Genomic DNA, 10960 nt, shown 5'->3' with positions numbered 1-10960 from the left:
GCGAACTCTCGCTCGTCTTGAACGTCTCTGCAAGGATGGCGCGAAGTGGTCCACCCGCTGTCAGGTAGCCGCGTCAGCCCGGTCTTGCAGGTACTTCCGTCCCGCGGCCAGTAGTTCCGGCAGGTCGGGGGCCTCGGGGTGCCAGCGCTTCTCGTACTCCCAGCACAGCCACGCGTCGACCCCGAGGAGTTCCACCGCCTCGGCGAGCGGCAGCACCCCCGCGCCCAGCGGCAGTGGCGTGGTGTCCTCGGCCGAGGCGATGTCCTTGACCTGGACGTAGCCGAGGTGCGGAGAGAGGGCGGCGTGGGTGTCCACCGGGTCCTCGCCGCCCAGCCAGGTGTGCATCACGTCCCACAGCGCGCCGATGTTCGCGTGCCCGACCGGGCCCAGGACGCGGATCGCGTCGGCGCCCGTGCGGTGCGAGTCGTGGGTCTCCAGCAGGACGCGCACCCCGCGGTCGGCGGCGAGCGGGGCGACGGCGGCCAGCCTGCGCGCCGCCGTCGCGTCCGCCTCCGCCGGGTCCTGGTCGCCGCCGCCGGGGAAGACCCGGACGTAGGGCGCGCGTAGGTCGGACGCGAGGAACACCAGCTCGTCCAGCTCGTGCTGCACGGACTCTTCGTCGCCCTCCGCCGCGACCTTCGTGTAGCCGGCGACGGAAAGGATCTCGATGCCCCCGTCCGCGAACTGCCTGACCACCTCGGCCCGTTCCCGCATTCCGAGGCCCGGGTGCACGGGCTCCTCGGGGTGCGCGCGCAGCTCCACGCCGTGGTAGCCGTGCGCGGCCGCGAGCCGCACCACGTCGGGGACCGGCATTCCGGGAAGGCCGAGGGTTGAGAAGGCGAACTTCATCTGATTTCTCCCAGGGTGCCCCGGCCTTCAGGCCGGGGAGGGATGGGTCCTTGGAGCGGAGCCGCGAAGCAGCGGAGTTATCTGCACATCTGGCGTGACCTGTCCTTTCGGCTGTTGTCAGTGGTCGGGGATAGGTTGAAGAGGTGAAGATCGTGGTGCAGGTGAAGCTGCTGCCGTCGCCCGGGGTGGCGACGGCTTTGGCTGCGACCCTGTCCGCGTGCAACCGGGCGGCCGATGCCGTATCGGTGGTGGCGTACGAGACGGGCACCACGTCCCGTAACGAGTTGCAGAAGCTCGTCTACGCCCGTCTCAAGGTCGAGTTCGGGCTCGCTGCCCAACCGGCCGTGCGCACGGTGAAGAAGGTCGTGGACTCCTACACGACGTTGCGTGCGAACATCCGGGCGGGGCACCTCGGTCCGGCCGGGTCGAAGCGGCGCGGGCGTGCCGAGTCGAAGCCGATTGTCTTCCGTCACGATGCCGCGCAGCCGTATGACGACCGGATCTTGTCGTGGCAGCACGACGCCAAGACCGTCAGCATCTGGACCGTGGCCGGGCGGATCAAGGGCATCCGGTACACCGGGCACCCCGGCCAGTTGGCGATGCTGGCGAAATACCGGCAGTGCGAGTCGGATCTCGTTCACCGGGGCGGCATGTGGTTCCTGATTGCGGTGTGCGAGGTCCCCGAAGCGGCGCTGAACACTGATCCGGTGGACTGGATCGGTGTGGACCGGGGCATCGCCAACCTCGCCACCACTTCCGACGGGGACAACTACCAGGGCCGCCGGCTGGTGCGGTACCGGCGCTGGCACGCCCGCAAGCGTGCTGAACTCCAGGCGAAGCAGACCCGCTCCGCTACCCGCCGTGCCAAGCGGCGGGCCAAGCGTGAGGCGCGGCACGCCGCGCACGTCAACCACAAGATCAGCAAGGAGATCGTGGCCGTCGCACAACGCACCGGACGCGGTATCGCCCTCGAAGAACTGGGCGGCATCCGTGACCGGGTACGGCCTCCCCGCGACCAGCGGGCCGCGCTCTCCTCCTGGCCGTTCCACCAGCTCGAAGAACACCTCCGGTACAAGGCCCGGCGGGCCGGAGTACCGGTGGTCGCGGTGGACGCCCACTACACCTCGCAGATGTGCCCGCGCTGCGGACACACAGCGAGACACAACCGTCCCACCCGGGACACCTTCCGCTGTCGTCGGTGCGGCCTCGCTGGGCCCGCCGATCACGTCGCCGGGGTCAACGTGCGCAACCGCGCCCGCTCGGCGTGGGTTCTCGTCAACGGACCCGTACCACAAAGGGCTTAACCTCCCTGGCTGGTAGATGCGACCCGTGACCGCCCTGTCGTAGGGGGCAGTCGGGAGCGCGACTAGGTGTAGACGACTGAGTCGACAAGCTCGGTCGTTACGGCCGAGAAGTTGACCGTGCGGTTCCTTCCTGGAGGCCGAGCCGCCAGTCCTGGCCGACCAGGTCCACTCCGTACGAGCGGTGCGGCTTCTCCGCGACGAGCGTGAAGCCGGCGCGCTGATAGATCTTCCGGGCCGCGGCCAGCACGTCGTTGGTCCACAGCACGAGTTCCCGGTACCCCGCCTCGCGCGCGAAATCCACCACGGCGCCGACCAGTTGCTCACCGATCCGGTGGCCCCGGCCCGCCGGATCGACCAGCAGCAGGCGCAACCGGGCCGTGCCGGGCACGTCGTCCCGTACGCACATCACCGAACCGACCGGCCGGCCGTCCAGTTCGGCGATCCACACCCGTTCCAGGAGGGGGTCGTGGTCCTGGGCGAAGTCCGCGACGATCCGGGCCACCAGTCCCTCGAAGTCGGCGTTCCAGCCGAACTCGGCGGCATAGAGCGCGCCGTGCCGCTGCACGATCCACCCGAGGTCCCCGGGCGCCGGCTCGCGCAACGTGACCTTTCCGGGCGTGGTCGTCATGTGGTCCTCCGGGTGCCGGGTGATCTCACGATAACGCGCCGGCCCGCGGCCGCTCGCGCCGCGCCCGCCTGCACGTGGTCACCGCCCCGGCCGGGCCGTCGAGGCGCGGGCGATCAGGTCCGCCGGGACGTTCGCGAGGCCCCCGGGCGGCGGCTCCTCGCGGCCCATCGCCAGCCGTCCCGCCCGCGCCCCCGCCTCGTACAGCGGCAGCCGTACGGTCGTCAGGGCCGGGACCGCGTCCGCGCTGAACGGCAGGTCGTCGAAGCCGGCCACCGAGACGTCGCCCGGGATGCTCAGGCCCTCCTCGCGCAGCGCCACGCAGGCGCCCAGCGCCACCGTGTCGTTCGCCGCCACGACGGCGGTCAGCCCGGGGTCCCGGCGCAGCAGTTCCCGGGTGGCGTCGAAGCCGGTCCGGCGGTCGTACGGGCCGTGCACGGTGAGCCGGTCCGCGCCGTCGCCGAGCCCCGCCGCGGCCATGGCCGCCCGGTGGCCCTCCAGCCGGTGCCGGGTGGTGGTGCGGCCGGCCGGGCCCGCGATGTAACCGATGCGCCGGTGGCCGAGGGTGAGCAGGTGCTCGGTGAGCCGCTGTCCGCCGCCCCGGTTGTCGAACGTGAGCGCGGCCGTGACGGAGTCCTCCGCACCGGCGAGCCGCGGCCGCCCGCACAGCACCACCCGGGTGCCGGCCGCCGCCAGCTTCGCCAGCTTGGCGGTCATGGCGGCGCAGTGTTCCGGGTCCTCGACGGCGCCGCCGGTGATGACGACCGCGGCGGCGCGCTGCCGCTGAAGCAGGGTCAGGTAGGTGAGCTCGCGGTCGGGCGAGCCGCCGGTGTTGCAGACGACGGCGAGCTTCTCGCCACCGGCCCGCCCGGTGCCCTCCTGGCCGCCGATCTCGGACTGCGCGGCCCCGGCCAGGATCCCGAAGAACGGGTCGGCGATGTCGTTGACCAGGATGCCGACCAGGTCGGAGGTGGCGGCGGCGAGCGAGCTGGCGGGCCCGTTCAGTACGTAGTCGAGTTCGTCGACCGCCCGCAGCACCCGCTCCCGCGTCGACGCGGCCACCGGGTAGTTGCCGTTCAGCACCCGGGAGACCGTGGCAGGGGAGACCTGGGCGCGGGCCGCCACATCCGCCAGCGTCACTGTCATGAGGTCCTCCCGAGGAGCGTTTGTCCGCCGGGCCCTTGCCGGGCCGCTGTCCGCAGGCTAGCTTCATCGGGCACAGAAAGCGCTTGCTATCGCGGTACGGTGCCCGGTTCGCCGAGCACGTGCTGTAGGCGGAAAGAAACTCCCCGCAGCCGTGCAACCATTCCCGCCGTTTGTGGGTCGTACTGGGAGTCAGGGCTTCTGGGAGGGGATCCGGGGGGATCGGGAAGACCTGACGGGGAGGGAACCGCGAGGGGTCCCGGCCGACGGGCCGGGCCCCCTCGATGAGTTCGGCCCCCGTTCCCTGACCGTCCACAGGGCGGGGACTTGTCCACAGGCCGCACGCGCTGTCGGCGCCCGGCGGTAGCGTCGGATCATGTCCAACCCAGCAGTGGTCGAAGGGGTCCTTGAGCGGATCACGTACGCCAACGAGGAGAGCGGCTACACGGTCGCCCGTGTCGATACGGGCCGCGGTGGCGGCGACCTCCTCACGGTGGTCGGCTCGCTGCTCGGCGCGCAGCCCGGCGAATCGCTGCGCATGGAGGGCCGCTGGGGCTCCCATCCGCAGTACGGCAAGCAGTTCACGGTGGAGAACTACACGACCGTCCTGCCGGCCACCATCCAGGGCATACGCCGCTATCTCGGCTCCGGCCTGATCAAGGGCATCGGGCCGAAGATCGCCGAGCGGATCGTCGAGCACTTCGGTACGGACACCCTCGACGTCATCGAGCAGCAGCCGGAGCGGCTCATCGAGGTGCCCGGACTGGGCCCCAAGCGCACCAAGCTGATCGGTGCCGCCTGGGAGGAGCAGAAGGCCATCAAGGAGGTCATGGTCTTCCTCCAGGGAGTCGGGGTCTCGACCTCGATCGCCGTCCGCATCTACAAGAAGTACGGCGACGCCTCGATCTCCATAGTGAAGAACCAGCCCTACCGGCTGGCCGCCGATGTCTGGGGCATCGGCTTCCTGACCGCCGACCGGATCGCCCAGGCCGTCGGGATACCGCACGACAGCCCGGAGCGGGTCAAGGCCGGCCTGCAGTACGCGCTGTCGCAGTCCGCCGACCAGGGCCACTGCTTCCTGCCCGAGGAGCAGCTCATCAGCGCAGCGGTGAAGCTCCTTCAGGTCGACACCGGGCTGGTGATCGACTGCCTGGCCGAGCTCGCGGGGGAGGAGGAGGGAGTCGTACGAGAGAAGGTCCCCGCCCCGGACGGCGGCCCGCCCGTCACGGCCGTCTACCTCGTGCCCTTCCACCGGGCGGAGCTCTCCCTGTCCGCGCAGCTGCTGCGCCTGCTGCGGGCCGAGGAGGACCGGATGCCGGCCTTCCAGGACGTGGCGTGGGACAAGGCGCTGGCCTGGCTCGCGGACCGTACGGGGGCGGAGCTGGCGCCCGAGCAGGAGGCGGCGGTCAAGCTCGCGCTCAGCAGGAAGGTGGCGGTGCTGACCGGCGGGCCGGGCTGCGGGAAGTCCTTCACCGTCCGGTCCATCGTGGAGCTGGCCCGCGCCAAGAAGGCCAAGGTGGTCCTCGCGGCGCCGACCGGCCGGGCCGCCAAGCGGCTCGCCGAGCTCACCGGGGCCGAGGCCTCCACCGTGCACCGGCTGCTGGAGCTGAGACCGGGCGGCGACGCGGCGTACGACCGGGACCGGCCGCTCGACGCCGATCTGGTGGTGGTCGACGAGGCGTCCATGCTCGACCTGCTGCTGGCGAACAAGCTGGTCAAGGCGGTGGCACCCGGTGCCCATCTGCTGATGGTCGGCGATGTGGACCAGTTGCCCTCCGTGGGCGCGGGCGAGGTGCTGCGCGATCTGCTCGCCGACGGCGGCCCGGTCCCGGCCGTCCGGCTCACCCGGATCTTCCGGCAGGCCCAGCAGTCCGGTGTGGTCACCAACGCCCACCGGATCAACTCCGGGGTGCCGCCCCTCACCGACGGGCTGCCCGACTTCTTTCTCTTCGCCGAGGAGGACACCGAGGAGGCGGGCAGGCTGACGGTGGACGTGGCCGCCCGGCGCATCCCGGCGAAGTTCGGACTGAACCCGCGCCGGGATGTCCAGGTGCTGGCCCCGATGCACCGGGGCCCGGCCGGTGCGGGCACGCTGAACGGCCTGCTCCAGCAGGCCATCACGCCCGCCCGGCCGGATCTGCCGGAGAAGAGGTTCGGCGGCCGGGTCTTCCGCGTCGGAGACAAGGTCACCCAGATTCGCAACAATTACGAGAAGGGGCGAAACGGCGTGTTCAACGGCACCGTCGGCGTCGTCACCTCGCTCAACCTTGATGACCAGCGGCTGACGGTGCTGACCGACGAGGACGAGGAGGTGCCGTACGACTTCGACGAACTGGACGAACTGGCGCACGCGTATGCCGTGACGATCCACCGCTCGCAGGGCAGCGAGTACCCCGCCGTGGTGATCCCGGTCACCACCGGCGCGTGGATGATGCTCCAGCGGAATCTGCTCTACACGGCCGTCACCCGGGCCAAGAAGCTCGTGGTCCTGGTGGGCTCGCGCAAGGCGCTGGGCCAGGCGGTTCGGACCGTTTCCGCAGGCCGGCGGCATACCGCGGTCGCGCATCGGCTGTCCGGCACGCTGCCCGCGGGAAACGTCACCCAAGCGGCACCCGGCCCGGGTTTCCGGAACCCGCGGTAAGAAGGCAGGATGTGGAAGTTGGCGGCACTCAGTGCCGTCGATAGGCCTGATGGTCGACCCCGAGTGCACTCTCCTGGGCCAAATGGGGGAAGGTAGAGACAGTCAGGGCACCTCGAAAAAGAGGCACTACGTCGGTGAGGGATGACGTGAGCGACAACTCTGTAGTACTGCGGTACGCGGACGGTGAATACACCTACCCGGTGGTCGACAGCACCGTCGGTGACAAGGGCTTCGACATCGGGAAGCTCCGAGCCCAGACCGGTCTGGTCACCCTGGACAGCGGATACGGCAATACCGCCGCCTATAAATCCGCGATTACCTACCTCGACGGTGAGCAGGGCATTCTGCGCTACCGCGGCTACCCGATCGAGCAGCTCGCCGAGCGCAGCACCTTCATCGAGGTGGCGTACCTGCTGATCAACGGCGAACTGCCGACGGTCGACGAGCTCGCGGCCTTCAAGAACGAGATCACCCAGCACACGCTGCTGCACGAGGACGTCAAGCGCTTCTACGACGGCTTCCCGCGCGACGCGCACCCGATGGCGATGCTGTCGTCCGTGGTCAGCGCACTGTCGACGTTCTACCAGGACAGCCACAACCCGTTCGACGACAACCAGCGCCACCTGTCGACGATCCGGCTGCTCGCCAAGCTTCCGACGATCGCGGCGTACGCGTACAAGAAGTCGATCGGCCACCCGGTCGTCTACCCGCGCAACGACCTCGGCTACGTCGAGAACTTCCTGCGCATGACCTTCTCGGTGCCGGCCGCCGAGTACGAGCTGGACCCGGTCGTGGTCTCCGCGCTCGACAAGCTGCTGATCCTGCACGCGGACCACGAGCAGAACTGTTCGACGTCCACCGTGCGCCTGGTCGGCTCCTCGCAGGCGAACATGTTCGCCTCGATCTCCGCCGGTATCAGCGCCCTGTGGGGGCCCCTGCACGGTGGCGCCAACCAGTCGGTCCTGGAGATGCTCGAGGGCATCAGGCAGTCCGGCGGCGACGTCGACACCTTCATCCGCAAGGTGAAGAACAAGGAAGACGGCGTGAAGCTCATGGGCTTCGGGCACCGCGTCTACAAGAACTTCGACCCGCGGGCGAAGATCATCAAGGCGGCGGCGCACGACGTCCTCTCGGCGCTCGGCAAGTCCGACGAGCTGCTCGACATCGCGCTGAAGCTGGAGGAGCACGCGCTCGCCGACGACTACTTCGTCTCGCGCAAGCTCTACCCGAACGTCGACTTCTACACCGGTCTGATCTACCGGGCGATGGGCTTCCCGACCGAGATGTTCACCGTGCTCTTCGCGCTCGGCCGGCTGCCCGGCTGGATCGCCCAGTGGCACGAGATGATCAAGGAGCCGGGTTCCCGTATCGGCCGTCCGCGCCAGATCTACACCGGCGAGGTCCTGCGCGACTTCGTCCCGGTCGAGGCCCGCTGACGTTCGTCCGCCGCTGCACAGCCCGCCGACGCACCGGCCGCTGACGTAGAGCTTGCCGGCGTACAACCTGCCGACGTGCCCGCTGACGTACGCCAAGCGGAAAGCGCCCCGCCGCCGATCCCCCCACGGGTCGACGGTCGGGGCGCTTCCCATTTCCCCGGTGCGGATTCCCCCCACGGGATCCGTCCGGGCGTCTGCGGGTCGCAAGCTCCGTATGCGGTCTGCCGGGACGCGTACGTGCGGGAGGGCCGCTCAAAGCACCCCGCGTGGCACGTGCCCCGGCCAACGCTTGCCCAGGACGTCCCCCAAGACATCCACTGAAACGTCCCCCAAGACGTTTCTGGCATCGCCTCTTAGACTCGCGAGCCCCCCGAATGGTTACGTTCGGATTGCTGTGATCTACGTCTCTTGCATATGTCCAGTAGTGGCGCAAGAGCCCCGATATGACGATCGGCGCTCAGAGGTGTGGATGCTGCGGACCTCATGTGAAGAACTTGAGATGAGGGCGGTTCGCCGCCAGGGTGCGCTCAGACCTGTCCGTCGAGCTCGTAGCCCGCCTCGTCGACCGCGGCGCGCACGGCGTCCTCGCCGAGCGGGGTCGCGGAGACCACGGTCACCTGACCGGTGGAGGCTACCGCCTTCACCGAGGTGACGCCGGGGATCCCGGAGATCTCGGCGGTGACGGCGCCTTCGCAGTGGCCGCAGGTCATGCCGGTGACCCGGTAGACGGTGGTGATCTCGGTCTGGGTGGTCATGGCGTTCTCCTCGTCGGTGCGTACGTGTCGGGGGCGCCAGGAGGCATCGGGTACCCCGGTATCTCCTGACGCACTCGACACTATACCCCTAGGGGGTATTGAGGAGCGAGTCGGTGCGGGCGTGGCGTCTCAGTCCACGCGTCTGCCCCGGTTGCCGGGGCGGCGGGCGACCCAGGCGCGGACGGTGTCGGCGTACCAGTAGGGCTTGCCTCCCTCGACGTGGTCCGGCGGCGGGAGCAGGCCGTGCTTGCGGTACGAGCGGACGGTGTCCGGCTGCACGCGGATGTGCGCGGCGATGTCCTTGTAGGACCAGAGCCTTCGGTCGGTCACGGTGGCACCTCCCTGTCCGCACCGCAGCGGCAGCCGGGGGGGCCGTCGGGGGAGCTGGGGCACGGACTGCTGACGATCAACTCAGCCTGTGTTCCGTGAACGACACGGACGCCGGACAGGGGAGGGCCTGTCGACCGGCTGTGACGGAAGGGCCGCGTAACCGGGACATGTGTGACACGAGAGGGACGACACTGGTGTGTCTACGCGGAGACCGAAACGCCCGACACTGTGTCCGGCCCGCCCGCCGCGCAGGCATGGTGGGATTGGTCCAGTGGCCGAGACCGCGACCCGCCCGTCGGCGGCCCCGGCCCCGCGAGGAGTACGACCGTCAAGCCCCAGCGCGACGTCGCCATCTGTGAAGGAGTACGTAATGAAGACCGTCAACCACTGGATCGGTGGCAAGACCGTCGAGGGCGCGTCGGGCAACTACGGCCCGGTCACCGACCCGGCGACCGGCGAGGTCACCACCCAGGTCGCGCTCGCCTCCACCGAGGAGGTCGGCGCCGCGGTATCCGTGGCCAAGGCCGCGTTCGAGACCTGGGGGCAGTCCTCCCTCGCCGCCCGTACCAAGGTCCTCTTCGCGTACCGCGCGCTGCTCGACGCCCACCGCGACGAGATCGCCGCGCTGATCACCGCCGAGCACGGCAAGGTGCACTCGGACGCGCTGGGCGAGGTCGCCCGCGGTCTGGAGATCGTCGAGCTGGCCTGCGGAATCACCACGCAGCTCAAGGGCGAGCTGTCCACGTCCGTCTCCAACCGCGTGGACGTCTCCTCCATCCGCCAGCCGCTCGGTGTTGTCGCGGGCATCACCCCGTTCAACTTCCCGGCGATGGTGCCGATGTGGATGTTCCCGCTGGCCATCGCCTGCGGCAACACCTTCGTCCTCAAGCCCAGCGAGAAGGACCCGTCGGCGTCCATGAAGCTCGCCGAGCTGGCCTCCGAGGCCGGCCTGCCGGACGGCGTGCTGAACGTCGTCCACGGCGACAAGGTCGCGGTCGACGCGCTGCTCGCGCACCCCGACGTCTCGGCGGTCTCCTTCGTCGGCTCCACCCCGATCGCCCGGTACATCCACACCACCGCCTCCGCCAACGGCAAGCGCGTCCAGGCGCTCGGCGGCGCCAAGAACCACATGCTGGTCCTGCCGGACGCCGACCTGGACGCCGCCGCCGACGCGGCCGTCTCCGCCGCGTACGGCTCGGCCGGTGAGCGCTGCATGGCGATCTCGGCGGTCGTCGCGGTCGGCTCGATCGCCGACGAGCTGGTCCAGAAGATCCGCGAGCGCGCCGAGAAGATCAAGATCGGTCCGGGCAACGACCCGACGTCCGAGATGGGCCCGCTGATCACCAAGGCGCACCGCGACAAGGTCGCCTCCTACGTCACCGGCGCGGCCGCCCAGGGCGCCGACGTGGTCCTCGACGGCACGGGACACACCGTGGACGGCTTCGAGGACGGCCACTGGATCGGCCTGTCGCTGCTCGACAAGGTCTCGACCGACTCCGACGCCTACCGCGACGAGATCTTCGGCCCGGTGCTGTGCGTCCTGCGCACCGAGACGTACGAGGAGGGCGTCGAGCTGATCAACGCCTCCCCGTTCGGCAACGGCACCGCCATCTTCACCCGTGACGGCGGCGCCGCCCGCCGCTTCCAGCTGGAGATCCAGGCCGGCATGGTCGGCGTGAACGTCCCGATCCCGGTGCCGGTGGGCTACCACTCCTTCGGCGGCTGGAAGGACTCGCTCTTCGGCGACCACCACATCTACGGCAACGACGGCGTGCACTTCTACACCCGCGGCAAGGTCGTGACCACCCGCTGGCCGGACCCGGCCGACGCCCCGGCGGGCGTGGACCTGGGCTTCCCGCGGAACCACTGACCGCGCA

Annotated in this window: 8 protein-coding genes and 1 pseudogene; 4 read left to right on the top strand and 5 right to left on the bottom strand. The window is 69.9% G+C overall.

The genetic code is table 11. The features are described from left to right. Positions 1-60: 60 nt before the first annotated feature. A complete protein-coding gene (locus ACWV17_RS15270; RefSeq protein ID WP_455354514.1) occupies positions 61-849 on the bottom strand; it encodes a sugar phosphate isomerase/epimerase family protein in 789 nt (262 codons plus the stop codon). 143 nt (positions 850-992) lie between these two features. On the opposite strand from ACWV17_RS15270, the gene ACWV17_RS15265 reads away from it, so the two are divergent. Beyond that, positions 993-2153 (top strand): RNA-guided endonuclease InsQ/TnpB family protein, encoded by a 1161-nt coding sequence (locus tag ACWV17_RS15265; protein ID WP_455354513.1) that lies wholly within the window; start codon positions 993-995, stop codon positions 2151-2153. Between the two features lie 97 nt (positions 2154-2250). Here ACWV17_RS15265 and ACWV17_RS15260 read toward each other — a convergent pair. Continuing rightward, positions 2251-2760, bottom strand: a pseudogene (locus ACWV17_RS15260) (GNAT family N-acetyltransferase); the annotation flags it as partial. Between the two features lie 99 nt (positions 2761-2859). Continuing rightward, a complete protein-coding gene (locus ACWV17_RS15255) occupies positions 2860-3924 on the bottom strand; it encodes a LacI family DNA-binding transcriptional regulator (RefSeq protein WP_455360126.1) in 1065 nt (354 codons plus the stop codon). Positions 3925-4297: 373 nt separating this feature from the next. Between ACWV17_RS15255 and recD2 the strand changes: the two genes are divergently transcribed. Together recD2 and ACWV17_RS15245 are read left to right on the top strand one after the other, a co-directional pair. Next, entirely contained in the window at positions 4298-6562 is a 2265-nt protein-coding gene (recD2, locus tag ACWV17_RS15250) for an SF1B family DNA helicase RecD2 (RefSeq protein WP_455360125.1), read from the top strand. A 146-nt stretch (positions 6563-6708) separates the two neighbouring features. Continuing rightward, positions 6709-7998 (top strand): citrate synthase, encoded by a 1290-nt coding sequence (locus ACWV17_RS15245; protein WP_455360124.1) that lies wholly within the window; start codon positions 6709-6711, stop codon positions 7996-7998. 527 nt (positions 7999-8525) lie between these two features. Here the strand turns inward: ACWV17_RS15245 and ACWV17_RS15240 are convergent. Then, positions 8526-8753: a heavy-metal-associated domain-containing protein gene (locus tag ACWV17_RS15240; protein WP_455360123.1), complete on the bottom strand. Its 228-nt coding sequence runs from the start codon at positions 8751-8753 to the stop codon at positions 8526-8528. A 129-nt stretch (positions 8754-8882) separates the two neighbouring features. Then, positions 8883-9083 carry a helix-turn-helix transcriptional regulator gene (locus ACWV17_RS15235; RefSeq protein ID WP_455354508.1) on the bottom strand — a complete coding sequence of 67 codons (201 nt, stop codon included), beginning with the start codon at positions 9081-9083 and terminating at the stop codon, positions 8883-8885. Between the two features lie 370 nt (positions 9084-9453). Between ACWV17_RS15235 and ACWV17_RS15230 the strand changes: the two genes are divergently transcribed. Beyond that, positions 9454-10953 carry a CoA-acylating methylmalonate-semialdehyde dehydrogenase gene (locus ACWV17_RS15230; RefSeq protein ID WP_455360122.1) on the top strand — a complete coding sequence of 500 codons (1500 nt, stop codon included), beginning with the start codon at positions 9454-9456 and terminating at the stop codon, positions 10951-10953. The last annotated feature ends 7 nt before the right edge of the window (positions 10954-10960 follow it).

Source organism: Streptomyces mabaensis, assembly GCF_053763515.1.
This window is presented reverse-complemented; position numbering and strand designations above follow the sequence as displayed.

Excerpts from the sequence above, each read along its gene's own strand:
- recD2 (WP_455360125.1), top strand. The coding sequence starts at position 4,298 with ATGTCCAACCCAGCAGTGGTCGAAGGGGTCCTTGAGCGGATCACGTAC.
- ACWV17_RS15255 (WP_455360126.1), bottom strand. The coding sequence starts at position 3,924 with ATGACAGTGACGCTGGCGGATGTGGCGGCCCGCGCCCAGGTCTCCCCT.
- ACWV17_RS15230 (WP_455360122.1), top strand. The coding sequence starts at position 9,454 with ATGAAGACCGTCAACCACTGGATCGGTGGCAAGACCGTCGAGGGCGCG.
- ACWV17_RS15240 (WP_455360123.1), bottom strand. The coding sequence starts at position 8,753 with ATGACCACCCAGACCGAGATCACCACCGTCTACCGGGTCACCGGCATG.
- ACWV17_RS15270 (WP_455354514.1), bottom strand. The coding sequence starts at position 849 with ATGAAGTTCGCCTTCTCAACCCTCGGCCTTCCCGGAATGCCGGTCCCC.